This window comes from Marinomonas sp. FW-1, assembly GCF_005222245.1.
GTDB lineage: Bacteria > Pseudomonadota > Gammaproteobacteria > Pseudomonadales > Marinomonadaceae > Marinomonas > Marinomonas alcarazii.
Genome location: NZ_CP025987.1, coordinates 2,315,366 through 2,341,712, shown reverse-complemented (window position 1 = coordinate 2,341,712; position 26,347 = coordinate 2,315,366). Strand labels below are relative to the sequence as shown.

The 26,347-nt window shown below is 43.3% G+C and carries 27 protein-coding genes; 18 read left to right on the top strand and 9 right to left on the bottom strand.

The genetic code is table 11. From position 1 onward, the window contains the following. The first annotated feature begins 36 nt into the window (after positions 1–36). From C1X04_RS10980 to C1X04_RS10910, 15 genes are all read left to right on the top strand, one after another. The gene (locus tag C1X04_RS10980) at positions 37–639 is read left to right on the top strand and encodes a hypothetical protein (protein WP_217494965.1); all 603 of its coding nucleotides are present in this window, start codon (positions 37–39) and stop codon (positions 637–639) included. A 44-nt stretch (positions 640–683) separates the two neighbouring features. Further along, the gene (locus C1X04_RS10975) at positions 684–1,160 is read left to right on the top strand and encodes a GNAT family N-acetyltransferase (RefSeq protein ID WP_137169927.1); all 477 of its coding nucleotides are present in this window, start codon (positions 684–686) and stop codon (positions 1,158–1,160) included. Positions 1,161–1,288: 128 nt separating this feature from the next. Beyond that, complete coding sequence (locus C1X04_RS10970; RefSeq protein WP_137169926.1) at positions 1,289–1,669, top strand: VOC family protein; 381 nt, start codon at positions 1,289–1,291, stop codon at positions 1,667–1,669. A gap of 164 nt (positions 1,670–1,833) precedes the next feature. After that, a complete protein-coding gene (locus C1X04_RS10965) occupies positions 1,834–2,406 on the top strand; it encodes a hypothetical protein (RefSeq protein ID WP_137169925.1) in 573 nt (190 codons plus the stop codon). A gap of 155 nt (positions 2,407–2,561) precedes the next feature. Then, complete coding sequence (locus C1X04_RS10960; protein WP_025265718.1) at positions 2,562–2,825, top strand: CopG family ribbon-helix-helix protein; 264 nt, start codon at positions 2,562–2,564, stop codon at positions 2,823–2,825. Continuing rightward, the gene (locus tag C1X04_RS10955; protein WP_137169924.1) at positions 2,822–3,103 is read left to right on the top strand and encodes a type II toxin-antitoxin system RelE/ParE family toxin; all 282 of its coding nucleotides are present in this window, start codon (positions 2,822–2,824) and stop codon (positions 3,101–3,103) included. Before C1X04_RS10960 ends, C1X04_RS10955 begins: the two co-directional genes overlap by 4 nt. Positions 3,104–3,346: 243 nt before the next feature. Continuing rightward, entirely contained in the window at positions 3,347–3,916 is a 570-nt protein-coding gene (locus C1X04_RS10950) for a DJ-1/PfpI family protein (protein WP_137169923.1), read from the top strand. Positions 3,917–4,076: 160 nt separating this feature from the next. Then, positions 4,077–4,436 (top strand): ribbon-helix-helix domain-containing protein, encoded by a 360-nt coding sequence (locus C1X04_RS10945; RefSeq protein WP_137169922.1) that lies wholly within the window; start codon positions 4,077–4,079, stop codon positions 4,434–4,436. A 168-nt stretch (positions 4,437–4,604) separates the two neighbouring features. Then, positions 4,605–5,654, top strand: coding sequence for a 23S rRNA pseudouridine(2604) synthase RluF (gene rluF / locus C1X04_RS10940; RefSeq protein ID WP_110573208.1), 1,050 nt, complete (start codon positions 4,605–4,607; stop codon positions 5,652–5,654). A 488-nt stretch (positions 5,655–6,142) separates the two neighbouring features. Then, entirely contained in the window at positions 6,143–6,496 is a 354-nt protein-coding gene (locus C1X04_RS10935) for a DMT family protein (RefSeq protein ID WP_110573206.1), read from the top strand. Between the two features lie 24 nt (positions 6,497–6,520). Beyond that, on the top strand, positions 6,521–7,522 hold the full coding sequence (locus tag C1X04_RS10930; RefSeq protein ID WP_137169921.1) for a hypothetical protein: 1,002 nt from the start codon (positions 6,521–6,523) through the stop codon (positions 7,520–7,522). 3 nt (positions 7,523–7,525) lie between these two features. Then, on the top strand, positions 7,526–8,368 hold the full coding sequence (locus tag C1X04_RS10925; protein WP_137169920.1) for an LEA type 2 family protein: 843 nt from the start codon (positions 7,526–7,528) through the stop codon (positions 8,366–8,368). Between the two features lie 145 nt (positions 8,369–8,513). Beyond that, entirely contained in the window at positions 8,514–9,791 is a 1,278-nt protein-coding gene (locus C1X04_RS10920; protein WP_110573200.1) for a paraquat-inducible protein A, read from the top strand. Then, on the top strand, positions 9,788–11,434 hold the full coding sequence (gene pqiB / locus C1X04_RS10915) for an intermembrane transport protein PqiB (protein WP_137169919.1): 1,647 nt from the start codon (positions 9,788–9,790) through the stop codon (positions 11,432–11,434). Before C1X04_RS10920 ends, pqiB begins: the two co-directional genes overlap by 4 nt. Before the next feature lie 15 nt (positions 11,435–11,449). After that, positions 11,450–12,055, top strand: a complete 606-nt coding sequence (locus tag C1X04_RS10910; RefSeq protein ID WP_137169918.1) for a membrane integrity-associated transporter subunit PqiC — start codon at positions 11,450–11,452, stop codon at positions 12,053–12,055. Here the strand turns inward: C1X04_RS10910 and C1X04_RS10905 are convergent. Together C1X04_RS10905 and C1X04_RS10900 are read right to left on the bottom strand one after the other, a co-directional pair. Next, positions 12,031–12,894: an alpha/beta fold hydrolase gene (locus tag C1X04_RS10905; protein WP_137169917.1), complete on the bottom strand. Its 864-nt coding sequence runs from the start codon at positions 12,892–12,894 to the stop codon at positions 12,031–12,033. The two genes, C1X04_RS10910 and C1X04_RS10905, sit on opposite strands and share 25 nt — an antisense overlap. Before the next feature lie 190 nt (positions 12,895–13,084). Then, positions 13,085–14,371 carry a sodium:proton antiporter gene (locus C1X04_RS10900; RefSeq protein ID WP_110573192.1) on the bottom strand — a complete coding sequence of 429 codons (1,287 nt, stop codon included), beginning with the start codon at positions 14,369–14,371 and terminating at the stop codon, positions 13,085–13,087. 645 nt (positions 14,372–15,016) lie between these two features. Here C1X04_RS10900 and C1X04_RS10895 point away from each other — a divergent pair. From C1X04_RS10895 to C1X04_RS10885, 3 genes are all read left to right on the top strand, one after another. Next, positions 15,017–15,880: an oxaloacetate decarboxylase gene (locus C1X04_RS10895; protein ID WP_110573191.1), complete on the top strand. Its 864-nt coding sequence runs from the start codon at positions 15,017–15,019 to the stop codon at positions 15,878–15,880. A 42-nt stretch (positions 15,881–15,922) separates the two neighbouring features. Beyond that, positions 15,923–16,357, top strand: coding sequence for a GNAT family N-acetyltransferase (locus tag C1X04_RS10890; RefSeq protein ID WP_137169916.1), 435 nt, complete (start codon positions 15,923–15,925; stop codon positions 16,355–16,357). Between the two features lie 279 nt (positions 16,358–16,636). Then, positions 16,637–16,876, top strand: a complete 240-nt coding sequence (locus tag C1X04_RS10885) for a GlsB/YeaQ/YmgE family stress response membrane protein (protein WP_012070611.1) — start codon at positions 16,637–16,639, stop codon at positions 16,874–16,876. Positions 16,877–16,948: 72 nt separating this feature from the next. Here the strand turns inward: C1X04_RS10885 and dapA are convergent, their stop codons facing one another. From dapA to leuS, 7 genes are all read right to left on the bottom strand, one after another. Then, positions 16,949–17,821 (bottom strand): 4-hydroxy-tetrahydrodipicolinate synthase, encoded by an 873-nt coding sequence (gene dapA / locus C1X04_RS10880; RefSeq protein ID WP_110573187.1) that lies wholly within the window; start codon positions 17,819–17,821, stop codon positions 16,949–16,951. A gap of 356 nt (positions 17,822–18,177) precedes the next feature. Beyond that, entirely contained in the window at positions 18,178–20,793 is a 2,616-nt protein-coding gene (locus C1X04_RS10875; RefSeq protein ID WP_137169915.1) for a cyclic nucleotide-binding domain-containing protein, read from the bottom strand. 27 nt (positions 20,794–20,820) lie between these two features. After that, entirely contained in the window at positions 20,821–21,429 is a 609-nt protein-coding gene (locus C1X04_RS10870) for a flavin reductase family protein (protein WP_137169914.1), read from the bottom strand. Between the two features lie 93 nt (positions 21,430–21,522). Further along, a complete protein-coding gene (locus tag C1X04_RS10865; RefSeq protein ID WP_137169913.1) occupies positions 21,523–22,179 on the bottom strand; it encodes a putative 2OG-Fe(II) oxygenase in 657 nt (218 codons plus the stop codon). A 46-nt stretch (positions 22,180–22,225) separates the two neighbouring features. Next, positions 22,226–23,257, bottom strand: coding sequence for a DNA polymerase III subunit delta (holA, locus tag C1X04_RS10860; protein ID WP_137169912.1), 1,032 nt, complete (start codon positions 23,255–23,257; stop codon positions 22,226–22,228). Between the two features lie 8 nt (positions 23,258–23,265). After that, on the bottom strand, positions 23,266–23,781 hold the full coding sequence (locus C1X04_RS10855; RefSeq protein ID WP_137169911.1) for a hypothetical protein: 516 nt from the start codon (positions 23,779–23,781) through the stop codon (positions 23,266–23,268). 67 nt (positions 23,782–23,848) lie between these two features. Beyond that, a complete protein-coding gene (leuS, locus tag C1X04_RS10850; protein ID WP_137169910.1) occupies positions 23,849–26,296 on the bottom strand; it encodes a leucine--tRNA ligase in 2,448 nt (815 codons plus the stop codon). Between the last annotated feature and the right edge of the window lie 51 nt (positions 26,297–26,347).

The window sequence follows — 26,347 nt, the reverse complement described above, 5'->3', positions numbered from 1 at the left end:
GAGGATTATGGCGGCGTTATATGTAAGGAGTTAAACGTGTCGCCTCAAGATGTACAGTCTTTAGCTGAAACTTTAAAAATTATTAATGAAATAACGGCTTCGAAGCCAAACGAGTGGCTTCCTGTTTATGCCGCTCTGGGTGGTGCGGTAGCTGGCGCAATAGCCTCATTTTTCCCAACTTGGATCATGGAAAAACGTCGTGATGTGAACTTTTCCAGGCAAATCGAAAATTGTCTTCTAGCAGAAATAAAAGCTCTTGTAGAAATTATTGATCATAGAGGTTACCTCTTGGCCATTGAAGAGACAGTAACCTACCTGAGAACACAGCCAGAAGGCGTATTATGCACTTTGATTGTAGATGTTCCTCCTCACTATTCGAGGGTGTATCAAGATAACTGCAAAAATATTGGTGTCATCATAAATGGCAAAGCGTCTGAAATTATCACTTTCCATCAATTAATCGACGCAGTTGTTCAAGATATTAAGCCTGACGGAGCTTTTAGTTCTGGAGCTACGCTAGATACCTTTGAAAAAATGCTAAAAATATTCGAGGAAGCTTTGAGTATTGGCAGGAGTCTAACCAAAACACATAACAAATCAAGCCAGCAGGACACCAGCGAAGCTGGTGCCTCTGCTTGAAGCGTCATGTTTCTATCACTGTTCAACGTAATCTGGAGATTTAATTGATTAACCTAAGGAAAATGAGAGTTGAAGAGTATCCTGCTTATTGCGATTATTTTATCGCTGATTATAGCCAAGAAATCGCTCAAAATTATGGTCACTCGATTGAAATCGCCACTGATTTAGCTCATCAAGATCTAATTAGACATTTTCCAAATGGTCTTGAGACCAACGAACATGATTTAATGTGTATCGAAATAGATTCGGCTAATTCTTTAAAAGTTATTGGTTATCTGTGGCATTCTATCAAATCGAGTGATGCATCAACGTTCATTTACGATTTCTATATTGCAGACGAATACCGTGGTAATGGTTATGGAAAACAAGCTATCAGCCAACTTGAAAAACTTTTGGTTTCTGCTGATATTAATCAAATTAAGCTTAGAGTTGCTTATCAAAATCAACGAGCATTAGCTCTGTACCAAGAAATTGGCTTTACGATTTCTGGCTACAATATGTCCAAGAAATTAGTGGGTTAAATAAAAAACATAACAGATTGCTGGACGCAGACTCGATACAGTTGTCGCGGTTTTTGTTAAGAGAAAAGGCAGAAAAACAGCACCAACTTACTCGCCGGTTATTGAGGCGTTATACACTAGGAGTTTAAATGGAACTGAACCAGATTACTTTGCCAGTAAAAGATATGGATGATGCCGTTAACTTTTATCTAAAACTTGGTTTCACTCAAATTGTCGATACGCCACATTACTCTAGATTTTCTTGCCCAGAAGGGAACTCTACTTTCTCCTTACTGCTCGAATCCGATGAATTCGTAAATAGTTCTGTAATCTACTTCGAGCATGAGAAACTTGATGAACTGTGTGCTGATTTGTCTCAAAAAGGTTTTCAATTTGAACAACTACCGACAGAACAAAGATACCTGTGGAAAGAGGCCATTCTTAAAGATCCGTCTGGTAATAAAATCAAACTTTACTGGGCAGGTGAGAATCGTTTAAACCCTCCTTGGAAAGTCGAAAAACGCCTATAACGTATTAAACCGCTCGCTGGTGAGCTAACACATGGGCTGCGTTAACCCGTTCCTAATTTGAGCCCATGTGTTATCGCCTTTATGCGGGTGTTAAGGGGTCGGGTGAGTCTCGAGTCAGTGCGTTCAACATTGAAATATATGACGGCCAGTTTTGAGGAGACTACATGTTAACCGAGTGGATGAGAGTATTTTGCGAATTTTTTGATCGCAATGCATCGCAAATAGGTGCGGTAATGTACGCAGAAGGATGCAGAGAAGGTTGGATTCAGGGAGAGATGTTTCGTCAATCTGAAGACGAAAATTTTATGGTAAATTCATACAAGATTGGTCCCAGAGGTAAAGCTCTTGACTTGCATGGGTTTAGACCAAGAAGTAGTTCATCACCTCAAACCATGGTTGGGGAAATAAAGATAATCGCAACTTCCTTTCTGAATAAAAATATAGCGGGAAGAAGCAACATTTCTGAATTCATAAAGAGTGACAAGACCATCGTCACGCAGTCTCATCTAGACTCAGTGAATCATAAAGAAGGATCTTTGCTAAAGGATGTTGTGCGTTTGAAAGGCATACCGGATCAAGATATTGAAAAATACATGATTCTTGTGATTCCCGAATATGAAAGTGACAAAGTGAACGTCAATCTAAAGAAAGCTCTGTTTGGTGTAGAAATATCGAGTATTCATGTTAAACGCGAGTATCCGGACGATCATTTCAGCGTCAGGATTTGGAAAATATAATTGGTGAGATGTTGAGATTTCCGAGCGCCAAATAACAATCAGCAGCAAGGGACAAAACTACGTTCCGCCCCTGTGCTAGGCGTTATAAATCACTCTAGCCTTGAGTACTCGCATGTACTAAAATGTATTACAAACTAGTACAGGAGATCGTTTCAATGGGTATTACAAGTATTCGGCTAGCGGATGACATAGATAAGCCACTTGAATTTTTAGCTAGCAAGTTAGATAGAAGTAAGAATTATCTTATAAATCAAGCGATTAAAGAGTTTTTGGCAAGGCAGTCTGTAGAGGAGTCTCGGTGGGCAGACACTCTGGAGGCTCTAGAGTCTATTAAAGCAGGTAAATCCATTGCTGAGGCAGATGTGAATGCCTGGCTAAATAGCTGGGGCACTGGTGAGCGCAAAGAGCCACCGAAATGATAGAGGTTGAATATTCCCCAGAGTCGGTGAAAGATCTTCAACGGGTTGTCGAGTTTGTTGAGGTTCAGAATCCTTACGCCGCACGAAGAATCGCAATTGATCTTCAAGAAGGAATTTTCAAACTAAAGCAATTCCCTGAAATTGGCTTGCCGGTCATAAAAGCGCCAGATCCTGAAAAAATCCGAGATCTATATATTGGTGATTACACCGTCCGGTATTTAATCACCAGTGGTATTGTTTATATTTTGAGAGTTTGGCACATTAAGGAAAATTTATAACAAAACAAAGCAGCGAATTCGCTATGTTCCCTGCTGTTTCGTTCTGTGTCGGCCTAAAGGCGCGACTTATAAGATGAAAGCTTCGCTTTCAGCGTCAGATCACGCCTCGTTCCTCGTCTCATCAGACCTACGTTTTTTGGTTTCGAAAAGGGGAAGGGTTCAATGTAATAACCCATTAATACCTTTTTGCTTTCTCTAGCTGTTACAACATAGGACGTTTTAACCAAAACAGGAGAAGGTGTCATGTCTAATAAAAAAATCTTAATGATTACGGGTGATTTCACGGAAGATTATGAAACTATGGTGCCGTTTCAGGCGTTGATGAGTGTCGGTCATACAGTGCATGCGGTGTGTCCAGATAAGAAATCTGGTGATACGGTGGCGACGGCTATTCATGATTTTGAAGGCGATCAAACCTATACGGAGAAGCCGGGGCATCGTTTTGCGTTGAATGCGACTTTTGCGGATATCAAGGCGGAAGATTACGATGCTTTGGTGATTCCCGGTGGGCGAGCGCCTGAGTACCTTCGTTTGAATAAAGCTGTCGTTGCTATGGTTAAGCATTTCTTTGATGCCAACAAGCCTGTGGCGGCGGTGTGTCATGGTGCGCAGTTGTTGGCGGCTGCAGGTGTGCTGGAGGGCAGGAAGTGTTCGGCGTATCCTGCTTGTCAGCCCGAGGTGGAGCTTGCGAAAGGGGAATTTATGGATATTCCCGTTGATCAGGCGGTGACCGATGGCAATTTGGTGACAGCACCGGCGTGGCCTGCCCATCCTGCCTGGCTTGCTCAGTTTTATGTTTTGCTAGACAAGTAAAAAGCTTAGACTCGGTGAGTCTATTAGGGCGGATTTAATTTTGTCATGAGACAGTAAAAGTTAAATTCGTCCGACTATTTTTCTGCATCTTCGGCTAGACTGTTTGCATTGAGTTATTTCATTCCAATAATAAAAAACGTCATTCGATAGGGAAAATACAATGTGTAAGCTCTTTGTGAATTCAGATCCTAGTCTGTGGGAAAATGTCACTCGTTCTTTGCGTATTGATGGCATGGTCACCAGTATTCGATTGGAAAGTTTCTTTTGGTTTACGCTGGAAGAGATTGCTCAGCGCGATAAGTTGTCCTTGTCGCAGATGATTGCCAAGCTAAATCATGAAGCCTTAGATGCGGGCCATAATTTGGATAATTTCACGTCTTTTCTGCGAGTGTGTGCGATGCGCTATTTGCATTTGCAAACCATTGGTATGTTGCCTCATTCCCATGAAGTGAGTATTGCTTCTCTTAATACAGATCGTATTCTTGAACAGGAAAAATACTATTTAGAGACGCATCAATAATCCTTTATTCGCCGTTTTTGATTGCGGATATATTTCTAGATTTCTTTGTATCTCCCTAAAATGCTCACGGCATTTCCTATATAATGTGCGCCATCTCGTTGTTACGATTCATTCAGTTTTGGTTTTTTCTTCGTTGGAAAGGCTTTCTATTAGGTAAAACGGCACTTTATGTTTAACGCTTCCTCTACTCGTTTAAATAAATACATCAGCGAAAGCGGTATCTGCTCTCGAAGGGACGCTGACCGCTTTATTGAACAAGGTAATGTGTTCATCAATGGCAAGCGTGCTTCGGTGGGCGATCAGGTGGTTGCTGGCGATACGGTGCGAGTGAATGGGCAAATCATCGAGCCGCAAGACGCGGATGATTTTGTTTTTATTGTGTTGAATAAGCCGGTTGGTATTGTGAGTACGACGGAGAGTTCCGAGAAAAATAACATTGTCGATTTTGTTAGCCACGGGGTGCGTATCTTCCCGATTGGTCGTTTGGATAAAGATTCTCAGGGGTTGATCTTTTTGACCAATAACGGTGATTTGGTTAATAAAGTGCTGCGTGCCGGGAATAACCACGAGAAAGAGTATTTGGTGACGGTGAATAAGCCGATTACCGATGACTTTATTGCTGGTTTGGCGGGCGGTGTGCCGATTCTGGGGACGATGACGAAGAAATGTCCGGTTAAGAAGGTCACAGCGAATGTCTTTAACATTACGTTAGTACAGGGGTTGAATCGTCAGATTCGTCGTATGTGTGAGTATTTCGGCTATGACGTTGTGAAGCTTGAACGTACGCGGATTATGAATGTGAGTTTGAAAGGAATCCCGGTTGGTGAATGGCGAGATTTAACGCAGAAGGAGTTGTCTGTGCTGCTTAAGTCTGTTGAGGATTCTTCTTCGGAAGCCAGTGCACCCGCTAAGAAGTCTCGCAATGCACCGCGTAAAAACACTCGTTCTGCTGGTGCGTCAAAGCCGAAACCACCAACAAAGCCCAAGGCTGCGACGAAAGGCAATACTAAACACCCAAGGGAGGATTCTAGAAAGCCTGCTGGTTCGAAAGGAAAAGATCGTCGTCCTTTTGGTGATGGCAAGAAGCCCGCTGGAAATGGGGCTGGTAAACGTCCGACTGGTAAACCTAGTGGCGCACCAAAAGGAAATGGTAAGCCTGCTCCTAAAGGTAAACGACCTGCAAATGGTCGTAGTCCTCAGAAATCATCGCGCCCGTAGTGATGAAAAATAAAAAAGCCCTAATGATAAGTTAGGGCTTATATGGCTCGAATCTAGTGCCACCAATAAGATGATGGTGGCTAGCAGGCGAGGTTAGTTTCCTAATATACTGTTGGTGGTCGATTTTTTAGACACCTTCGCTGCTTTCTTTTCTTTTGCCGTTAAAAGCGGTTTCTTCTTTGAATCTTTCTTACTGTTTTGACCTTTACTCATGATATTCACCATTAGCCATAACTGTATAACCTTCGTGGGCTTTTGCCTACGATAGGGCTGTTGCTACGCTTGGTATTCACACTGTGAAAGTGATGTCGTAGCCCCCTGAGTATGTGCTTATTGCAGAGCAAGTAAAGGGTTATTTGAGAAGATATTGTAAGTTTGCAGCAAGCGTTTTAGTTTTGTTTATAATGGGCGACAGGCAGCTAAGGATAGTGGTTTTTTCTGTCTTTTTGCGTCTATTTTTTGACTTTCGTGTGTTGTGAGAACGGTGTATGAACCCTATTGCGTTAAGTGTTTCGTTGCTTATTTGTAGCAATATTTTTATGACTTTTGCATGGTACGCACATTTGAAAGAGCTGAATAATAAGCCCTGGATTATTGCGGCTCTGGTTAGTTGGGGAATCGCATTGTTCGAGTACTTGTTGCAGGTGCCTGCTAATCGAATCGGTTATACCGCACTGAATGTCGGACAGTTAAAAATTATGCAGGAAGTGATAACCTTGATGGTTTTTGTGCCGTTTTCAGTTTATTACTTAAAAGAGCCTTTAAAATTGGATTACCTTTGGGCTGGCTTATGTTTAGTCGGCGCCGTTTATTTTGCTTTTCGCAGTAAGTTTAGCGTATAGCAGACATTGTCTATAAGGATGGTTATGTATACCGACGAAGATTTAAATTTAGCCGTCAAGCAAGGAGTCTTTTCTGCTAATGCAGTGGAGGAGTTTCGTCAGCTTGTATCGTCATCAAATGGCTCATCTGCGGTAGATGAAGAGAACTTTCGCTTGGTGGGCGGTTTTAACGATATCTTTATCGTGATTGCTTGTGCCTTGCTGCTGTTTTCATCGCTTTGGGTATTGATGTCAATTCATGACAGTTTGGCGTATTTGGTGTTTGCGGTCTTGTCTTGGGGGCTGGCTGAAGTTTTTGTGAAGCGTCGGAAAATGGCGTTACCTGCCATCGTGCTGCTGCTTACTTTTGTGGGCGGTGCTTTTAATTTTGCGGGGTCTTTATTGGGTGATCAGTCTAGCTATGCGGTGATTTTTTCCACTGCGGTGTCTACGCTGGCTGCTTATCTTCATTGGCGTCGTTTTAAGGTGCCAATTACGGTCGCTGTTGGTACAGCAACAGCCTTAGCTTTGTTGGGTTCAAGTGTGCTGAGTCTTTTCCCTCAAAGTGCAGGGTTTACGATGGTCACTTTGTTTGTGTGTGGTTGTATATCATTTTCCTTGGCGATGTACTGGGATGCAGGTGATACGAGCCGTACAACACGTAAGTCGGATGTGGCATTTTGGTTACACTTGTTGTCAGCCCCTTTAATTATTCATCCTATTTTTTCTAATTTAGGCATTTTAGATGGTAATGAAAGTTTGACGAATATGCTGTTGATTGTCCTTTTGTACTTGTTGATGACGGTGGTGTCTATCTCGATTGATCGTCGTGCTTTTATGGTATCGTCTTTGATATATGTAATTTACGCTTTGGTTAGCTTGTTTGACCATTATGGTGGCGTGGGTTACAGCTTTGCGGTGACTGGGGTTGTAGTGGGGGCGTCGTTACTTTTATTGTCTTTTTATTGGCATACTGTTCGCTCTGTGTTTGTACAAAGGCTGCCTGAGCGTATACAAGGCTATCTTCCAGTAATTAAGAAGGCGTAGAGCATGTTTTTTCGTTTTATAACTATGGCGCTTATTGTGCTTTTGTCTGGTTGCAGTGCGTTGCAAAAGACGATGGATGTTCACAAGCCAAAAGCGTCGGTAACTGGGGTTGCCATTGAGAGTTTGTCGACAGAGTCTGTCACGCTGCTGGTGGATGTGAAAGTCAGTAACCCTAACTCTTTTGCTCTTAAAACAGCGGGATTTGATCTGGATTTATTGATCAACCAGCAGAACATAGCCAAGGTGAAGCAGCCTGATGCCAGTTTGTCTTTGCCAGCAAAAGGCAGTAACAGCATCGCTTTACCGGTGATATTGACCTTTGATCAAGTCATTAAGAGTGTTGGCGATTTATCCAAGATGACCGAGTTCAACTACGCAGTAGACGGCGATGTTGTGGTTGATTTGCCTGTATTAGGCAACTTAAGTATGCCTGTTCATTTTGCCGGTGTCCTTCCTATTCCAAAGCAGCCGGAGGTGGCATTTAAGAATTTGAATGTGGACTCTATTGGGCTGAGCGGGGTTAAATTGAGTGTTGATTTAGAGGTGACTAACCCAAATCGCTTTGATGTAACATTGAGCAAAGTCGGTTATCAATTGAAAACAGCAGGTAAGTCGTTGGGCGAAGGCAATATACAAAACATCAGTTTGCTGGAAGGAAAAACTCAGCGTCTTTCTATACCGCTTTCCATTAGCGTGGGGGATATGGGATCGAGCTTATTTCGTCTTTTGATGAGTTCAGACCCCGTGTCTGTTGATGTCAGCGTGGAAGCGGATGTGGATACGAGTATCCGTGGTTGGAAGTCCACGCCTTTGTCGTTTGAAACTCAGCAGATATTACAGCGTTAGTGATGTGTCGTTCTCTCTAGGAAGGCTACTTTTTAGCATATCTAGGTTATTGGAATATCTTTGATAGCTTGATTATTGTCATAGGCTTCGTGTTAGATAGGTTGGTTGCTTTAACTTAATTAGGTATGTAGTTCGTGGCTTTATTATGAGTGATTCGCAATTTCATGAAACGATCACCATCTGTGATGAGTGTGATTTTGTTAATTGTATTCCGCCACTGGAAGCTGGCGAGCGCTACCGCTGTCAGCATTGCGATCATGTTTTAGTGAGTGTCCATAAGCATGTGTCTGCAAGGATCATGGGGGCTGGTTTGTCCTCTTTATTGATGCTTGCGTTAGCCATGAGCTTTCCATTTTTAGCCTTCTCGACAAATGGCATCAAGCATAGCGTTACTTTATTCAATACTCTTGAAGTCTTGTTGGGGCAGGGCTACCTGATTCTTGGGGCCATTATCAGTCTTGCCTTGTTTGTTTTTCCAATTATTTACCTAGTGTCGGTTTTGTTTTTGGTTTGGTCTTTTCGGCATCCGCAGCAGCTCACGTTGCGCACTATTCAAGGGTATAGTTTGCACTGGGTGACGGTGATGCAACCTTGGTTGATGGTCGATGTTTTTCTGGTGGGGGTATTGGTCGCTTTAGTAAAAATGAACAGTCTGGCCGATATTTCCTTTGGTCTGTCTTTTTGGGCTTTTTGTGGTTACGTAATATTGTTGCTTAAAACGGTTGTATTGGTTGATAAACGGTGGTTTTGGCATCAAATTTCTGGTCAAGCGGCTAATGTAACTGGTACAGAGGCAACGGCTAAAGGGCAAGGGTTGCTTGCTTGTCATTTTTGTGGTGCGAGCCATACTATTGATACCACTCACTGTAATCGTTGCGGTCATTCTGTTTATAGCCGACGTCCAAGGAGTATAAGTACTACCGTTGCGTTACTTGTTGCTTCTTTGGTGATGTACATTCCTGCGAATGTATTCCCTATCATGCAAACGACATTTTTGGGCAGTACGGATCCTTCTACCATTATGGGTGGGGTTTTATTGCTTTGGTCTTTAGGGTCTTATCCCGTTGCGCTGATTATCTTGATTGCGAGTGTGGTGATACCGCTTGCCAAAGTGTTGGCATTGAGTTGGTTGTGTTGGCAGGCTTATTTTCCTGATGATAAACAGACAGAGCAAAAAATTAAACTGTATCGCATTACGGAATTCGTTGGGCGTTGGTCGATGATCGATGTGTTTGTTGTGGCTATTTTGACCAGTTTGGTGCAGATGGGGAATTTTATGTCAATTTTACCTGGGCCTGCCGTTTTGTCATTTACCGCTGTTATTGTCTTAACTATGTTAGCGGCGATGACATTTGATCCAAGGTTATTATGGGATAAAGCGCCTGAATCGAGTGCTTCTGCTTTGGAGAGGGGAACAGAGTGAGTGATCAGAACAAGCAAGTCGAAAATATGCGACAAGTCAGATTTAATTCTATTTGGCTAGTGCCGCTAATCGCCTTGATAGTGGCTGGCTGGATGCTGTATGAAAACTGGTCTAGCCAAGGTCCTGTTATTACTTTGGTCGCGTCTAATGCCGATGGACTCGAAGTAGGTAAAACCAAGCTCAAATCACGTAATGTGGATGTGGGAAGGGTGATTGGCATTCGCTTAAGCGATGACTTTGAAAAAGCGATTATTAAGGTACGAATGCAGCATGGTACAGAGCAAATGCTGCGCGACGATGCTCGATTTTGGGTGGTGAAGCCTAGGATAGGCAAAGAAGGCGTGAGTGGTTTAGGAACCTTGTTGTCTGGTGCTTATATCGATATGAAGCCAGGAGCTAAGGGTCGATTACAAACGGATTTCACCTTGTTAAGTCAGCCACCACTTTCAACAGAAAACGAAGGCGTGCGCCTTGTTTTGTCCAGTATGGATGGGGCGAAATTGGATGTGGGTGCGCCTGTGCATTTTCGTGGCTACGAAGTGGGTTATGTCGAGAAAGTGGGCTTCGATGCCAATAAAGGTGCCATTACTTATAATGTGGTTATCCGCTCGCCTTATGATGCTTTGGTGAATAGTGAGTCACAGTTTTGGTTAACGCCGGGGCTTTCTTTTAAGAGTTCTGCGAGTGGCTTTGAGGTTCGTCTTGATTCCCTAGAAACCTTCTTTGCTGGTGGGATTTCATTTGGGTTACCAACAGGCCGTATGGCAGGTGTACCTGTTGCAGACATGGCGACTTTTCGTTTGTACGCCTCGAAAGAGAGCGCCACAAATAACATGTACAGCGAGTTTATAAACTACGTATTTATGTTCGATAGCAATGTGAGTGGGTTGACACCAGGCGCTGCTGTGGAATTTCGAGGAGTAAGAATTGGCACTGTCTTAGAAGTGCCATTTAGCGGCATTCCAATGCAAACCTTAACTGGGCTAGATAAGCCGTTGATTCCGGTTCGAGCAAGAATTGAACCGCAACGTTTAAATGCTCTGAATCCCGAGAATGGAATGTCTCTTGCGCAATGGAATGATTATATAGAAGAGCGAATTGCCAATGGTTTACGAGCATCGCTAAAAATTGGTAACTATTTGAACGCCGCCAAAGTGATTAATATCGACTATGTTGATAATCCTCCTCCTGTTAAATGGAAAGAGTTTGCTGGGTTTAATGTTTTCCCAACATCACCAGATGCCTTTGCCAATATGGAAGATAAAGTAGCTAAAATTTTAGATAACTTGTCTCAGGTGCCTATCAATAGTACGTTGGAGCAAGTGTCTGCAACGATGAGCGAGGCAAGTGAAGCCTTGCGTCAGTTACAAGTTGTTAGTAAAGGTGTGACGGAATTGCTTAATTCGCCTGACACTCAGCAGTTGCCTGCCGAATTGACAGCGGCGATAAATGAGCTGAATTTGACATTAGAAACGTATCAGGCCAATGGTCAAATAGGCGGCCCATTAAGAGAGAATATGGTGTCTTTAGGTCGTGCATTGAATGAATTACAGCCATTACTTCGTCAACTTAGGGAAAACCCAAATACCCTAATTTTTGATAGTAAACCACGTAGTGATGTGCAGCCTAAAGCCGCGAAATAGTACAAGGATAAGACAATGGTAAAAGTAGGTTTTCGTGTCATTTTGTTGTTGATAGTGAGCTGGATGGTCGTAGGTTGCTCTACCCCTGCTGTACAAAGCCATGAATACTTATTAATGGACGCTGACTTGAAAGAGGTGCCTGCTCTTCCAACAAACAGTACCTCCGTACAGTTAATGCCAGTGGTTGTAGCGAACTATTTGGCGGGTAACGAGATCGTACTGGTAACGAATAAAGGCACAGTGCATCGTTCTCAAAGTAATTTATGGGCAGAGACATTATCTCCACAGTTAACGCGTTTAACGCAGCAGCGTTTAGAAAGAACATTGCCTGACATCACGTGGTTTGCAGGCCAAAGGTTACCTTCTTATGCAATCGCATTGCTTAATATTGAAGTTGATGATTTTTATGCGGATTTAGAGGGGGTTGCCCATATTTCTGGGCGTTGGCAGATCATTTCAGAAACAGGAGAGCTGTCTGCGTCTAATACTTTTTATGTGAAAAAAGAATTACAAGCAGACGGCTACTCGGCCATGGTGCAAACCTTATCTGCTAGCTGGTTTAATCAAGTGGTTGACCCTATGGCACAAGCGATTGCTCAATCGTTTCCTATAAAAGATTGAATGTGATCAAACACGTGCATAGGGTGAGTCATATGCAGGCAATGGCCATTCGCTTCGATTATTTTCAACTCCGCATTTTTGAGTTTTTGTTGTGTGTATTCACCCACAGAAACATCCACTAATGCATCATTGGAACTTTGTAATAATAAGCAAGGGTGGGAGATTTTAGGCAGTAGCTTACGGCAGTCGGAGAAAAAGGTCGCTTGGGCAAAAGGTTTGGAGTAGGTGACATCGGTAGAGCAGAAGCTCGTCAGTAGTTCATTTATTAACTGGTCGTTTTCATCAACGTTGGCGTCTATTTTTGGTAATCCCGCCCCGACCACCATGGGCGCTAAATAATTCCCCCAGCCAATATAGTCTTTGTCCATTAGTTGAATTAAACCTTCTAGGTCACTTCGTTCAAAGCCGCCTTGGTAGTCTTGACCATAATTTATGAAGCAGGGAGAAGGGCATATGGAAACCATATGTGAGAACAGTTCAGGTCGTTGATCCGCAACAATCCAACCAATCGTACTGCTAATTGAATGGCCCACAAAGATGACGCTTTGTAGGTTTAATTCATCACAAATTTCAATAATGTCTAAGGCATAACCTTCTAGGTGTTGATAACGACTTTCTTGGTAAGCCGAAAAGTCGGAGTTTCCGCAACCGACATAATCAAACATGACAACATTGAAATGCTTTTCAAGGTGAGGAAGCACAAAGCGCCACATATTTTGATTACAACCGAAACCGTGAGCCAACAGAATGGTTTGGCTGCCTTTGCCTGATATCTTGACATTATTGCGCTTGGTGATGAGTGCTGAATGACAAGGCTTACTTTGTAGAGTTTCTGACACTGTTGTGCTCTCTTGTACTAAGTGAATTCTGGTTGTGTGTTCCTATAAAAGTATTTTATGACGATAACATGTTTGTTTTTGTGATCTATGACAAATATTGTGAAATGAATAGAAAGTGAAGCAGATAAATTTTAGCCAAAAAAAAGCCAACTTGATGCTGGCTTTTCTATGATGTATTTACCGCTTTGGCTTACTTCGTTTTTTCTTTTGCCGCTTCGATGCTTTTCTGGATCAACGGAGAGATGGTTAAACCTTGTACAATGATGGAGAAAATAACCACAACGTAGGTAATAATGACCATGATGTCGTGTAAATCCAACCCTTCAATCATCATTTGGTTTTTTGGAATAGCCGCCGCCATCGCTAACGCCAAGCCTCCTCGTAAGCCTCCCCATGTCAGGATTTTTACCGAATGCTTATCGTATTCACGGAATTTTTTGAACAATAAATAAGGGCTTCCAACACTAATAAAACGAGCCAACAAAACGATAGGGACCATGACTAAGCCAAGGCCAATGATTTGCCATGTTAAAGGAATCGTAACAATCAGCATGCCGATGATTAGGAAGAGTAAAGCGTTTAAAAAGCTGTCAGTCGCGTGCCAAAAATCTTTTACGTAACGTGTGCCATCAGGCCCACGTCTTTTTGATGCCGTTGCTCGCGTAATGTTACCAAGAAGTATGCCGCTGGTAACCATGGCAAGGGCACCGGAGATTTCCCAGATATTTGCCAGCGCAAAGCCAGCAGAAGGGATAGTTAACGTAACGAGCAAGCGTGTGTTTATGTCTTTGCAATTGATGATGACAAAATGGCCAACCAGTGCGATAACAAGACCGAATGCGATACCACCAATAGCGTCCACTAAAAAGAGCTCAGCGACCTCGGTGAAGTTTGCTTCAGTGCCATAAAACGCGACAGCGAAAATGGTGGTAAAAATAACTAAGCCAACACCATCATTAAATAAGGATTCCCCTTCTACTTGAATAGAGATGCCTTGCGGCGCACTCATTTGCTTGATGATTGCCAGAACGGCAATAGGGTCCGTAGGGCTGATCAAGGCGCCAAATAACAAGCAGTAAATGAAAGGAATAGGGAAGTTAAACAGCGAAAATGCGAAGTAGCTTAAGTAACCAACGATAAAGGTCGACACAAGCGTAGAAAAAAGCACCAGTATGGTGATTTCCCAACGCTGCCTTTTTAATGCGTTTAGGTCTATTTCTAGCGCCCCAGCAAACAACAAAAAGCCCAACATTCCTTTAAGTAATAGCTGATTAAAGTCGATGCCGGAAACAACTTGGGTGATAAATAAGGCTGTTTCATCGCCTAGCATCTTTACTGCAAGTATCAAAAGTAAGGAAATAACAACGGATCCAGTGGTAATCGCGATTGTTGTTTGCATTTTTAGTATGTATTGGTTGGTAAAAGCGATGAACACCGCTAGTGCCGATAAGAAACAGATGAGATACCAAGCGTTCATGTGAGAACCTTAACATTTATCAATAAAGAGTGAGATCTATAAAAGGGAGCACGGGGGGATGCTGGGACAGTATGTTATCCCTAGAATTTGTCTATGTCACTGTTTGGCTGTACAAAAAACAGTCCTAATGTGCGATTTTTTTCAAAAAACAAGAAAGTTTATTTCAGAAATCATCTCTTATGACGATTTTTTGCTTTTTATGTAGGAAAATAACAACGGCATGGTGTTGGGTTGTGCATTTTTTGAATACCATGAGCAAAAAAATCATTCTTACTTTGAATGGCATTCTTGAGTGTGGTCAGTCGCTTAAAACAATATCCATGATTTTTTCATAGTTTGTAAGTCTTTTTCATTTAACCGAATTTTTCATTCTTTTGGCCGTCATTTACTTACAAAACCTAACCAATTGGTCTGAATTAGATGAAGCGAGCTCCCAAGGAGAGTATAATCTGCCACATTTACACTATGTGAGATTTTGCGCGATTGCTGCCTACGTCATTACTTTGTGAAAAACAAACTCGAAATGCTCATTTATACCCTATAAAATCCGCTTTCTCGTTTATTTTTGCCTCGTCTTGGCTTCGCTCGTAACATCGTGAAAATGTCTCAATATGAAATTTAGTGACGTCTTTTAGGAGTATATTCATGGCAACACCTTCCCAGCACGATTTGCGTAATGATTTTCGAGCATTATTAGCAAGCGGTAAATGTTATTACACTGCTTCTACATTCGATCCTATGTCGGCTCGTATTGCTGCAGATCTTGGTTTTGAAGTCGGGATTTTAGGTGGCTCTGTTGCGTCTTTACAGGTATTGGCGGCACCAGATTTTGCTTTGATTACGTTAAGCGAATTTACTGAGCAAGCGACTCGAATTGGTCGTGTGGCGCGTTTGCCTATTATTGCGGATGCAGACCATGGTTACGGCAACGCATTAAATGTGATGCGTACTATTGTTGAGCTTGAGCGAGCTGGTGTTGCAGCATTAACGATAGAAGATACGTTGTTGCCTGCGAAGTACGGCCACAAATCGACAGATTTGATTCCTGTAGAAGAAGCTGTAGGTAAATTGAAAGCGGCTCTAGAAGCGCGTATTGATCCGATTATGAGCATTATTGCACGTACCAATGCGGGTCAGTTGACAACCGAAGAGACTATTTCCCGTGTTAAGGCTTACCAAGCGGTTGGTGTCGATGGTATTTGTATGGTTGGTATCCGTGACTTTGCTCATCTAGAAGAAATCAGCCAGCACATTTCAATTCCAATTATGTTGGTTGCGTACGATAATCCAGAATTGCGTGATCGTGAGCGTCTTGCTGCGAATGGTGTTCGAATTGTTGTTAATGGTCATGCTGCGTATTTTGCTGCGATTAAAGCGACTTACGATTGCTTGCGTGAGCAGCGCGGTATTGCTGAAGGCACTTTGAATGCTTCTGAATTGTCTACACGTTACTCTACTTTGGAAGAAAACCGTGTTTGGGCAAATAAGTATATGGACGTTCAGGAATAATTTAGAAACGTGCTCGTTGTGCATAATGCTAAGGCAAAGGAGATGTTTGTGCTGCGTGAAATGTTAATTTCCGATTATGACCAAGTGATGGCCTTGTGGGGCAACACAGAATCTATGAGTCTGCGTGGTGCCGATTCGCGAGACAATATCGCCTTATATTTAAAGAAAAACCCTGGACTAAGTTTTGTAGTAGAAAAGCAAGGTTTGGTGGTTGGTGCGGTGTTGGCTGGTACGGACGGCCGTCGGGGTTACCTGCAGCATTTGGCTGTCAGCGTTAGCTCTCGTGGAGAAGGGCTTGGAAAGCAATTGGTTAATGCAGTCATTGCTGCCTTTGCGGAACAAGGGATTGCTAAAACCCATTTGTTTGTTCATTCGGACAATAAGGCTGCCCAAGGTTTTTATGAATCTATGGGTTGGTTTCCAAGAGACGAAGTACGAATGTTCTCGTTTAATTCTTCCTCTGAGTTAAACGTATAAATTGTAAGACCGCAAAACTTAGTATATCGAGTGACTGTAAAAAAAGGGCCAATATTGTATTGGCCCTTTTTTTTTGAGCATTTTATTATCTCGGTTAGGCTGGTGGCTGATCTGTGTCGCTTTCTTTATTTATTAAGAAAGTCTGACTCTTTCATGACAAAGGCACAGAAAAAAGAATAAACGGGTTAGTTGTAAAGGGGATTGGGTGAGTTTTGTAGGCGCTCAAATGAATAGGTGTTAGTCTAAAACGACACACTAAACAGGATAAGGATTATTTTTATGGAAATATTAGCTTTTTTGTTTATCGGTGCGTTAGCCGGTTGGTTAGCTGGTCAGTTAGTGAAAGGCGGCGGCTTTGGTTTGATCGGTAATATTGTTATTGGTGTTGTTGGTTCTTTTGTGGGCGGTTTTACCTTCCAGCTTCTTGGTTTGTATTCCGGTAGTTTTTTAGGGTCGCTCGTGACGGCAACAGTTGGCGCAATTATTCTGCTTTATGTTGTGCGGCTGGCTAAATCCTAACGTTAAGTGTTATTTAAACAAGCCCGTATCATTGATACGGGCTTTTTTATGCAGGTATTTTCAAATCCAATTTTAGATAAGCTCTAGCTCTTCCATAATTTTGCGAATGGTGGCTTTTGTGCTGTCTTGAAGAGTGACCATGGGTAATCGACACTCTTCTGTGCATAGCCCAAGTAATGACATTGCGTATTTTGGTCCAGCCGGATTTGGTTCGATAAACAAAGCGCTGTGCAAAGCAAATAGCTTGTCTTGCAATTGTGCAGCTTCTACATAATTGCCTTCACGACATAGGCGCTGCAATTCAACAACCTGTTTTGGTGCGACGTTAGAAGTAACAGAAATGCAGCCATTACCACCGCCGACGTTATAGGCCACCGTGGTAACATCGTCACCGCTTAAAAAGCTAAATGGTTTATTGATCAGCGCTCGCTCGCGAATAGGGCGCGTTAGATCGCCAGTGGCGTCTTTTACACCGATGATTCTTGGTAATTCCGCAAGGCGAGATAGTGTTGCCACCTCTAAACCAACAACAGCGCGTGGTGGGATGTTGTAAAGAATGATAGGGAGTTTGCTATTGTCGTGTACGTATTTGAAGTGTTCGTACAAACCAGTTTGATTCGGACGGTTGTAGTAACCAGCAACATGTAATGTGGCATCAGCACCAGCTTGGTAAGCAAATTCAGAATAGTTTACCGCTTCAACAGGGTTGTTAGAACCTGCACCAGCAAGCACTGGAACCGCTTTATTGGTTTCTTGTACGGTGATCTCAATGACGCGTTTGTGTTCATGTTCACTCAGGGTAGGCGATTCACCCGTTGTGCCAACTGGAACCAAGCCGTTAATGCCTTGATCTATTTGCCAGCGAACAATTTTGCGCAGGGCTTCTTCATCCAGCTGACCATTTCGAAAAGGAGTGATTAATGCTGTTATTGCACCGTAGAACATACTGTTGCCTTCTTGTTAGGCCGGTATGCATTCTGCTGAGAAAAGCGTTAAACCGTCAGCGAGAATGCTGCCGGTGAGTTGTTTAAAATCTTACATCCACACGTCAGCGCCGCAGAGCTTCTTAGCCTTACGTTTATCGCCGTTGCGTTTATTTAAGATCTGGTTATTCATAAAGTAATAAGTCTTTATTCTGCTAGATAATTTGTGCTTCTATGCTGGCCTTTTTTTAAATAAAGGTCAATACAGGTAAGCATTTTTTCGTGCCATTCTGACGTTGTGAAATGTGCCAGTGACTGTATTCTGGCGTGGACTGAAATCCCCAGCATATTAATCAATGCTGGGGATTTCACTTTTCGCTACTTTTGAAAGATAAAACTTTCGTTTTGAAGCAGTTGATTGGTCCACAGTTGGTAGGCTTTTTCATTGAGGTGAAGCCTGTCGCCTTCAAAAAGTGTGTCTTTTATCTCCCCGTTTTTGTCCAGTAATGCCGAGAATAGGTCTAAGTATTGAGTATTTGGTCGTGTTTTAGCCAAGCGTGCTAACTGCTGGTTGGCTTTCTCTATGGTGTCACGCATTTTCATACGAGCAGGGCTGCACTTGATGCTGATTAAGGTCACCGGAATGCCAGGCAAGTGTCGGTCAATTTTTTGCAACAGTTCGATATAGAGTTCAACCACTTTGTTGCTGTCATAATGATTTCCTATGTCATTATCGCCAGCGTAGATCACCATAGAGCGTGGGTTGTGTGGCAGAATAATGCGCTCAAAGTAGTACACACACGCCTCTAGTGTTGCACCACCAAACCCTAAATTAATTCCGCCTTTGTCACGGAAATTATTCGCAAAATCGGTCCACAAACGCATAGTGGAAGAACCGTAAAAAGCAACAGGTCGGTCTTTGTAAACTTGATAAGCTAAATGAAATTCAAGTTCGCGAACATCAGATTCAAATTCAACATCGATCTGATTTAGGCTCATGACATTGGAGCGGTAGCCATTTTTTCCGCTAAAAATAGGGTATTGTCGAATCTCTCTTGATAGTTCGACAGCTTCTTCAACGTAGCCTTTGTATTCTTCTTGGTAAGATAGCAAAAACGTATTTAACGCTTTTTTATCTGTGTAATCGACTCTGCTTGAAAGTTTAAACGCAGGCTTGATGATGACAGTATAGAGGTTGTGATCAGCACGTTTATCAAAGTTCGCTACAACAATTGGTACTATCCAAGGTTCGTCGCTGCCCATGGATCCAGCTAACTCAAAAGCATGAGGTAAAAAACTACCTGGTGATTGATGGGTGCCGAAGCTTTGTCCCTCTGGTGAAATCATCAATGGGAAATTTTGTCGTAATGTTTCTTGTGACTGCTTAATAAAAGCATCGTGTTCGGGTGTGTCTTTAGCTAGATCTTCCCAGCTATTAATAAACACATTACCAAATCGACTGTAAAAATCATCACGCCAGAATTCACTTTCCTTGCTGCGGCGAACCACTCTCTGCCCAGAAACACCATATTCATTATCAATGACCATGGCGCTAATAAATTGCGCATCCATAGAGAATCGAAAACCGTTAGGTAGGCGGTTGGTTGGGGATCCTAGCAAGTGATTGTAGATAAACAGTGAGCCAGCTTTTTTAGGTAGATTTTCTAAGCCTTTGATTACATAGGGTACTTGCTGGAAAGCTTGTTTAAACAGCTCTGTTCCTAGTCGTCGAGCATCAAGCGCAGGCGTGTCTTTCGGCAAGTTATTAATGGTGTCATAGACGTTTTGTAGATGACGATAAAAGGCATTCTCTCGCTGTAGATCTTTTAAAATGTCCAGACACATACCAGAAATGGTGCGCTCCAATACACGGCCAAAATGCAAGCATTTGTAGAGTACGCCAAACGCTTCATCTGTTGTGACCGCGCTTTTGAGAAGCTCGCTGACTTTATAAAGTGGAGAGCTAACCGGCAACAAAGCTGCATTTTGCTCAATCACGTTACTCACCGCGAGCACTTCGTCGTTGGCTATCTGAGATAAGTAACGCATTCTGGCGGCCAGTAAATGTGCGCCAATTAACCAGATTAGGCGGTATAAGTATTTTACTGAGAATTTTGGATTGTCTTCGAATATGGCCAGTAAATCATCTCGTGCGATAAATAGAACGCTGCTGTCTCGAGATGAAATAATGGACGCTCGGTTTTTCATTGTGGCATCTTGGGTTGCCCAGGCAAGCACGGTTCCAGGGCGCGAAATGGTGCGAGTGGTAATAATGTCACCGGCTTCAGTTTGGTAACTGACTACGACTTTGCCTTTTATAAGGAGATATAAACCGTCTGCGGGTTGGTCTTGCTGACTGAGTATGTCGCCTTGATGAGCCAATAAAATAGAGGACTTTTTGGCGAGAGCATGTATCTCAGCTTGAGTGAATGTTTCACAAAATGGTGCGTAATTCAGCAAGCTAATCGCATCTTTTAGTGCGTGAACTTGTGTTTCCGAATCGATCAATGGGCGTGTTTCTTCAAACGCCAGTGTTTCATTAGAAAAGAATGGTCGGGTTTGGTTTTGAACATTGGTTAGAACAGGTAGCGATTCTTGGTAAACGAACTGCAAAAAACGAGAGGCAAATACTAGGTTTGCATCGAGTATTTTTTGTAGTTCCACCAGAGGCCACATGATGAGTTTGGTGGATTTTGTGGCGGTAAAGGTGGTGGCGTAGCGTGAAGGGTGACGGAAAGCAGACCAACCTATTGGCGAAAGAAGGTTGTTTATAACGCCTACGTTGTAGGATTTGCCAGTATCTTGCAATGGAACTGAAATGGAAACTTCACCCTCTAATAAGAAATAGATGTGCTGACCTATTTCAAACTGCTTGGCTAACACTTCGCCTGCTTTCAGTGATTTTATGCTGGCTAGATCTGTGAGAGATGCCATTAATTCACTGTCAACATCAGCCATAAAGGGGAAAGTTTTTATGTGTTTTTTTACGTCCATATTTGTTTACCTCAAATCTGTGATGCCCTAATTAGGACGTTTCATCGTCACTGTTTTGCCTACAAGGGCATAATCATCGCCACCGAGTCGAGCGAGAGGGTTGAGCTTTTGGGTATCTACCATAATCCTAGAAGACTCTTGAGTAACAAGGTCTTCATCAATATACATATCCAGTATTTCAAGAAAAACAGCCGTAAACGAAGCGTTTTCGATTGAGTGTACATCGTACAATTTACAGTGCATGGCGACTTTTGCCTCGCTAATTCGAGGTAGCGTTGCAGCGAATTCGGCTAACGTTATGCCTGAAGCGGGTATTTCGGATTCCCCATAAGCCAAGGTCGCCGAGCTTTCGTTCACTGCATTCATTACTTCTTCACTCGGAATATGCAAGACACATTCCTTTTCTCGAAGTAGATTGTTTTTTGTATCTTTGGCGACGTTTGCTGATTTGTTTCCTATGGAAACCATCACAATGGCAGGGTCCGATGACACGGGGGCAAAATAGGAAAAGGGTGCAAGGTTGTAACTTGCACTCTCATTTTTGGTTAAAATCCACGCAATAGGGCGTGGAGTAATAGTTTGAGTGATCAAGTGGTAGCGCTGATTGGCACTGAGTTGATCAAACTGGACACGCATAGACTTCCCCGTACTAATAAAACATGCCTTGTTAAATTACTACAAATACCGATCTATTGTGAATGTTTGAGTGGAAACTAATTAAAATTCTTTTTAATACGCTTCTATTACGCAGTTAAAGGCAATGACCACTCGGTCTTTATCGCCAAAGTAAGGTAAAGCCGAATGTTTTAAGTAGGATGGAAAGATAATCACTTGTCCATCGGTTGGGGTGAAGTCCCACACTCCATGACCGCCTAAATAGGCTGTGCCCGGATCGGCGTAATGTTCTGCGTTCACTCTAGGGTCATAAAAGCGATTTAGTCCGCCATTGCCTTCGATGTTAGCGTCCCCTGGTTCTAAATAGTAAATGCCACACCAGGAGCAATTTGGGTGTGAGTGAGCATCATGGTAACCGCCTTTCTGGGTGACATGGTACCAAGACTCAATGATATGAGCATCGGCTTCCATGTCTTCAGGCCAGAAGGCTTGGTTAACCGATGCTGCAATTTCTAATACCAATTCTTCTAATGCACGCTTAGCTTCCATAACGTTCGCGTCCGCCAGATCCAAAAAATCCAAAGTGCTTTCGTGCAGAGCATGTTTCGCCTTTGGGGCTATTTGGCTTTCAATCGCTGTTGTTTGTGTCGCTTTTTGTTGGTAAACCGCTGTCAGCAATGCTTCTTTTAAAAAGTCATGGTCCGGCATTTGAGTAACAAATAACGGTGTTGTCCAAGTGTTAATTTCTTCAATGATTGACGCGTCCGTCATGTTTTATACCTACATAAGAAGATGAGCTGGGTGTTGGTTGTTAGCGCTATGCTGGGATGTCTAATTCCGTTACGACGGGTTTGAAGCCGCAAAACATCATGACTAGATTACGAAAGCCTGTTGCGTTATCGGGTCCTTCAAGGCCTTTGATACTTTTGTCCATTAGCGCAAGATAGTTTTGTATGTAAGGTAGGGTCACTTTATTGTGACGTGACATCGCGCTTTCGTAGAAAGGAACGCGTTTGTCCCATATTTTTTCGCTTTGGCAGGCTTGTCTAAAGCTTGAAGACTGCATCGACTGGAGTAAATTCGCCAATGTTTGAGTTTCACGGTTAAATAGCCAGAGAATAATGCTGGGTTCTACACCTTCGCCAAGCAATTGATTGAGGCAGTGCATGGCTTCTTTGGTTTTGCCCATTAGGATGCGATCGCTTAGATCGTAAATAGAATAGCGACTGCTGTCTGCCACCGATTCTATGATTTTCTCTGCGTCAATCTGAGCGCCCTGACCATGAAGTAAGGCCAGTTTTTCAAGCTCTTGGGAAAGGGCTAGAAGATTTCCCTCACCGCGCTCGCAGATGATGCTGGCAGCTTCACGACTTAGAGACAGATTCAGTGATTGTGCTCTTTGTTGAACCCAAGCGGGTAGCCTGTTTGCGTCTATAGGCCAGACTTGGACAAACACGCCTTGGGATTCCAATTGCGTGAACCATTTGGCTTTTTGGGTGCGCGCATCGATTTTAGGCAGCGTGAGTAAAATCGTGTTGTCTTCGCTCAGTGATTGGCCTAATTGAGCCAAGGCTTTGCTGTGCTTTTCCCCCATCTTGTCAATTTGAATATCAAACAGTCGACGGGAGGAGAAGAGCGACAAACTTTGGTTTTCATTGATGACTTCTTGCCAATCAAACTGAGCGTCGGCAACAAATCGTAAGCGTTCATCAATTTGGTGTTTTTGAGCGGCTTTACGAATGCTGTCCGCCGCTTCTTGGCAGAGCAAAACATCGTCCCCAGAAATAATATAAAGGGGAGCGAAGTTTTTTTTCAGCTGCTGTTCTAGTTGATCCGCACGGACTTTCATTCTATTTCCTAAAGAGGAGCGTAATTTAAGTCGTAAACGAGTTGATCGGCTAGATCTTCACTCATGCTTTGCATTTGGCTTTGGTTATAGGAAAGCTTCGCGCTTTCTTCTGCGTCTTGATTGGTCAATGTTCTGGTTGTACTGATGGTTCTTGGTCCATAGACCGCTTTACCATTGGCCTGACGAATAAAGTAGTGGCTGGTCAGACGGCGCTGAACTTGTGATACATCATTGGAAGCGTTGCGTGCCAATTCGGTATCGCTTGAGCTGATGGCATTCACTTTTAAGTTGTATGTTGCTTCTGTCGCATCGGCCTCATTGATGATAGTGACGCCAGCGCTTGCTAAAGCAATACGCAATGAGCGGTCAAAATCTTCAGAGCCGCTGTCGGACGTTAAGGTTATTACTTTCAGTTGATCTGGAAGATCCACTTGTCCGCGTAAATGGAAACCACAGGCGACGAGACTCATAGAGAATAGAGCCAATATAAGTAGGCGATTTGTTTTGGAAAGTGCGGCTATCATATTCGTGATTCCTGTCTGGTGGGTAAGGAAAAAAGGGATGGCATAGCCATCCCTTAGAATGCCTTAATTAGTTGGCAACGATGTTCACCAAGCGGCCTGGAACGACAATAACTTTACGGACAGTTTTGCCTTCAAGGTATTTGGCAACACTTGGGTTTGCCAATGCTTCTGCTTCGATCGTTTTGTTGTCAGCGCTTGCTGACACAGTTAGCTCGGCACGCTTCTTACCAAGTACTTGAACAACAATGGTAAGCTCGTCTTTTACCAAAGCAGCTTCGTCTAGGGCTGGCCAAGGTGTATTTACGACGTTGTCGCTGTGACCAAGTTCAGACCATAGCTGATGAGCGATGTGAGGCACGATAGGAGACAACAATAGTGTTGCAGCTTCTAGCGCTTCTTGAGCCACGGCAAGACCTAATTCAGATGTGTCTTCGAACTTGCTGATTTCGTTGCAAAGTTCCATGACAGCGGCAATGGCAGTATTGAACGTTTGACGGCGTTCGATATCGTCCGATACTTTCTGAATGGTTTCATGAGTTTTACGACGCAAGGCTTTTTGTGCGCCATTCAGTTCTGCAATGTTCAATGAACCCACTTTGCCAGCGTTTGTGTGACGGTAACACAACGCCCATAAACGGCGTAGGAAGCGTGAAGCGCCATCAACACCGGCATCGTTCCATTCAAGAGATTGCTCTGGTGGTGCGCTGAACATCATGAACAAACGAACAGTATCCGCACCGTATTTCTCGATCATTTCTTGAGGATCAACGGTGTTGCCTTTGGATTTAGACATCTTAGTGCCGTCTTTGTTTACCATCCCTTGCGTCAATAGACGTTTGAATGGCTCATCAGAGTTCACAAGACCCGCGTCACGCAGCAATTTATGGAAGAAGCGAGAGTACAATAAGTGAAGAATCGCATGTTCTACACCACCAACGTATTGGTCAACTGGAAGCCAGTAGTTTGCTTCTTCGGTTAGCATGGCATCGGTAGCTTCTGGGCAGCAGTAGCGAGCAAAATACCAAGACGATTCCATGAAGGTATCGAAGGTGTCTGTTTCGCGTTCTGCTTCTTCACCATTGAACATGATGGAAGAGAAGTCCGGATTGTTTTTGATTGGTGAGTTCACACCATCCATGATCACGTCTGTTGGCAATTCAACAGGCAGTTGATCTGCTGGAACAGGGACAACAGAACCGTCTTTCAGGTTGATGGTTGGGATTGGTGTTCCCCAATAACGCTGACGGCTAACACCCCAGTCACGTAGACGATAGTTTACTTTCACTTCGCCTAATTCGTGTTTTACCATCCAAGCTGAAATGGCGTCGAAAGCGGCTTTAAAATCCAAACCATCGAATTCACCCGAGTTGCAAAGTACACCTTTCTCAGTGAAAGCGGATTTTTCTAAATCAACCACTTCTTCACCAGCAGGCTGGATAACTTGTTTGATGGCTAGGCCGTATTTTTTCGCGAATTCAAAATCACGTTGATCGTGTGCTGGAACGGACATAACGGCGCCAGAACCGTAATCCATCAAGACGAAATTGGCTGCGTAAACAGGAACCGCTTCACCAGTGATTGGGTGAATGGCTTTGAAGCCTGTGTCCATGCCTTTTTTATCAACGGTTGCTAGATCCGCTTCCGTAGTCGACATCAGTTTACTTTCAGCAATGAAATTAGCTAGATCAGCATTATTTTCAGCGGCTTCCAAAGACAGTGGGTGTTGAGTTGCCACGGCAACATAAGTGACACCCATGATGGTGTCTGGTCGTGTTGTGTAAACAGACAGACGCTCGTCTTTGCCTTCTACTGCAAAGCTAAACTCTAGGCCTTCTGAGCGACCGATCCAGTTGCGTTGCATGGCTTTTACTTTTTCTGGCCAGCCATCAAGTTGATCAAGGTCGTTTAGCAATTCTTCAGCGTAATCTGTGATGCGGATAAACCACTGAGAAATTTCTTTTTTCTCTACCGTGGTGCCACAGCGCCAGCAGCATCCTTCTTCTACTTGCTCATTGGCCAATACGGTTTGGTCTTCTGGACACCAGTTAACGGCAGCGGTTTTTTTGTAAGCCAAGCCTTTTTCAACAAGTTGAGTGAAGAACCATTGTTCCCATTTGTAGTATTCAGGCGTGCAAGTAGCGATTTCACGGTCCCAGTCATAGCCAAAACCTAGCTCTTTAAGCTGGCCTTTCATGTAGGCGATGTTTTCAGTGGTCCATTTTGCTGGTGCAGTTTTGTGTTTGATGGCAGCGTTTTCAGCAGGAAGACCGAAAGCATCCCAACCCATTGGCTGAAGGACGTTTTTGCCTTGCATGCGCTGATAGCGAGAAATTACATCGCCAATGGTGTAGTTACGAACGTGGCCCATGTGCAGGCGGCCACTTGGGTAAGGAAACATCGAAAGACAGTAAAACTTCTCTTTGCTGGAGTCAGCGACGGCTTTGAAGACTTTATTTTCGTCCCAAAAAGATTGAGCAGCTTGTTCGATTTGCTGCGGATTATATTGTTCTTGCATGATGTATTCTTATCCCGTGATCGACGAAAGGTTGGTAGACCTGTATTCTCT

Excerpts from the sequence above, each read along its gene's own strand:
- C1X04_RS10970 (WP_137169926.1), top strand. The coding sequence starts at position 1,289 with ATGGAACTGAACCAGATTACTTTGCCAGTAAAAGATATGGATGATGCC.
- C1X04_RS10965 (WP_137169925.1), top strand. The coding sequence starts at position 1,834 with ATGTTAACCGAGTGGATGAGAGTATTTTGCGAATTTTTTGATCGCAAT.
- C1X04_RS10960 (WP_025265718.1), top strand. The coding sequence starts at position 2,562 with ATGGGTATTACAAGTATTCGGCTAGCGGATGACATAGATAAGCCACTT.
- C1X04_RS10955 (WP_137169924.1), top strand. The coding sequence starts at position 2,822 with ATGATAGAGGTTGAATATTCCCCAGAGTCGGTGAAAGATCTTCAACGG.
- C1X04_RS10950 (WP_137169923.1), top strand. The coding sequence starts at position 3,347 with ATGTCTAATAAAAAAATCTTAATGATTACGGGTGATTTCACGGAAGAT.
- C1X04_RS10945 (WP_137169922.1), top strand. The coding sequence starts at position 4,077 with ATGTGTAAGCTCTTTGTGAATTCAGATCCTAGTCTGTGGGAAAATGTC.
- rluF (WP_110573208.1), top strand. The coding sequence starts at position 4,605 with ATGTTTAACGCTTCCTCTACTCGTTTAAATAAATACATCAGCGAAAGC.
- C1X04_RS10935 (WP_110573206.1), top strand. The coding sequence starts at position 6,143 with ATGAACCCTATTGCGTTAAGTGTTTCGTTGCTTATTTGTAGCAATATT.
- C1X04_RS10930 (WP_137169921.1), top strand. The coding sequence starts at position 6,521 with ATGTATACCGACGAAGATTTAAATTTAGCCGTCAAGCAAGGAGTCTTT.
- C1X04_RS10925 (WP_137169920.1), top strand. The coding sequence starts at position 7,526 with ATGTTTTTTCGTTTTATAACTATGGCGCTTATTGTGCTTTTGTCTGGT.
- C1X04_RS10920 (WP_110573200.1), top strand. The coding sequence starts at position 8,514 with ATGAGTGATTCGCAATTTCATGAAACGATCACCATCTGTGATGAGTGT.
- C1X04_RS10910 (WP_137169918.1), top strand. The coding sequence starts at position 11,450 with ATGGTAAAAGTAGGTTTTCGTGTCATTTTGTTGTTGATAGTGAGCTGG.
- C1X04_RS10900 (WP_110573192.1), bottom strand. The coding sequence starts at position 14,371 with ATGAACGCTTGGTATCTCATCTGTTTCTTATCGGCACTAGCGGTGTTC.
- C1X04_RS10895 (WP_110573191.1), top strand. The coding sequence starts at position 15,017 with ATGGCAACACCTTCCCAGCACGATTTGCGTAATGATTTTCGAGCATTA.
- C1X04_RS10890 (WP_137169916.1), top strand. The coding sequence starts at position 15,923 with ATGTTTGTGCTGCGTGAAATGTTAATTTCCGATTATGACCAAGTGATG.
- C1X04_RS10885 (WP_012070611.1), top strand. The coding sequence starts at position 16,637 with ATGGAAATATTAGCTTTTTTGTTTATCGGTGCGTTAGCCGGTTGGTTA.
- dapA (WP_110573187.1), bottom strand. The coding sequence starts at position 17,821 with ATGTTCTACGGTGCAATAACAGCATTAATCACTCCTTTTCGAAATGGT.
- C1X04_RS10875 (WP_137169915.1), bottom strand. The coding sequence starts at position 20,793 with ATGGACGTAAAAAAACACATAAAAACTTTCCCCTTTATGGCTGATGTT.
- C1X04_RS10870 (WP_137169914.1), bottom strand. The coding sequence starts at position 21,429 with ATGCGTGTCCAGTTTGATCAACTCAGTGCCAATCAGCGCTACCACTTG.
- C1X04_RS10865 (WP_137169913.1), bottom strand. The coding sequence starts at position 22,179 with ATGACGGACGCGTCAATCATTGAAGAAATTAACACTTGGACAACACCG.
- holA (WP_137169912.1), bottom strand. The coding sequence starts at position 23,257 with ATGAAAGTCCGTGCGGATCAACTAGAACAGCAGCTGAAAAAAAACTTC.
- C1X04_RS10855 (WP_137169911.1), bottom strand. The coding sequence starts at position 23,781 with ATGATAGCCGCACTTTCCAAAACAAATCGCCTACTTATATTGGCTCTA.
- leuS (WP_137169910.1), bottom strand. The coding sequence starts at position 26,296 with ATGCAAGAACAATATAATCCGCAGCAAATCGAACAAGCTGCTCAATCT.